General features: G+C 64.8%; 1 protein-coding gene. It reads right to left on the bottom strand.

Translation table 11 applies throughout. From position 1 onward, the window contains the following. Positions 1–150: 150 nt before the first annotated feature. Positions 151–450 carry a pyocin activator PrtN family protein gene (locus tag MKK65_RS22495; RefSeq protein WP_243960288.1) on the bottom strand — a complete coding sequence of 100 codons (300 nt, stop codon included), beginning with the start codon at positions 448–450 and terminating at the stop codon, positions 151–153. Positions 451–1,155: the final 705 nt, after the last annotated feature.

Genomic DNA, 1,155 nt, shown 5'->3' with positions numbered 1-1,155 from the left:
CGAGCCACAGGCGGTTGGATGTGCTGATGCGCACGCCCCGGTGATCGGTTCAGGCGTACCCGTTTTTTCAAGGCCGCCCTCCGCCCCCTCAGGCGGCCCGATCAAGCGGCGCAGTGACCTCATGGGTTGCTGCGCCGTTGTCGTTGAAAGCTACCCGTAAAGCTGGCGGCACTCCTTACGAGCGGCTTCCATTCGCTGGTCGAGGTAGGCTGCGAGGTCTATCAAGCCGACCCCTTTGGCTGACTTCTGGCTAGCGTCGATCCGCACGATCGGCAGGTTCAGCTTGCCTTCACTGACCCGGCGCAGCAGGTGCTCCTGCGACACGCCGGGGAAGTAGTCCTCCATCACGCGGTCGAGCGGAATGATGACCCGCGGGCCGTACTGCTCCCGCAGAATGGCGACCGTCGTCGGCGCACCAGGATCATTCATTCGCGAGCTATGGGCCTTCAAGGTGTTCTCCGCGGGGTGAGGCTCTTAGCGCTTCCGCGTGATGTTCACGGCTGCAAGCCGCCCGTCTGTTTCCGCCTCATGGAGGATCCGTTTCGCCCTCTCCGTAGGGCTGCCGCCCCGCTTCCGAGCCCCCTCTAGCTCCATGACAAGGCGGTCCATGATTGGGGCGTACTGCTCGCCATACTGCTCGACTAGATAAGCCGAGAAGAGCGTTGCCTCCTCGATCGCAGCGAGGGTCGGCTCACGATCTGAGGGTCGCCAGCGTGGCCGTGATACCGCGTGCTGATGCCTCGGCATGTTGGCCTTCTAATTGGACTGGAGCTCCTGATGTGGCTGCTCCTCAGCCCCTACGCCGTTCGTACCGCCACAATGCAACGGCGACCCGTCGAGCCTCGTAGGATCGCCGAAGCGGCGTTCCGAGGTCGCCCTGCCCCTCGGGGGCGTAGGCGTAGATTAGAACGCCGTCTGGCCCGTAGTTCCGGCGCATTTCGGCTCGCCAGAGACTGTCCGCTGCGGCCAGCGCGCTTTCTGTGATCGCGAGGCGGCCGAGGTTCGGCGAGATGGAGTGATCGGCCCCCACGAGGTGGTCCAAGGGTAGAGTTAGTGCACGGTGGGCCGCTCCGCCACGGGTAGCTTGGCCGGCGGAGCTGGTCTGGCAAGCGCAGCCGGCCAAGCGGAGAAGGCTGGCATGAACACCTCCGGGGC

Source organism: Methylobacterium sp. J-001, from assembly GCF_022829565.1.
In the GTDB taxonomy this organism is placed as follows: domain Bacteria; phylum Pseudomonadota; class Alphaproteobacteria; order Rhizobiales; family Beijerinckiaceae; genus Methylobacterium.
The sequence above is the reverse complement of the archived record's forward strand: the minus strand, read 5'-3'. Positions and strand labels throughout refer to the sequence as shown.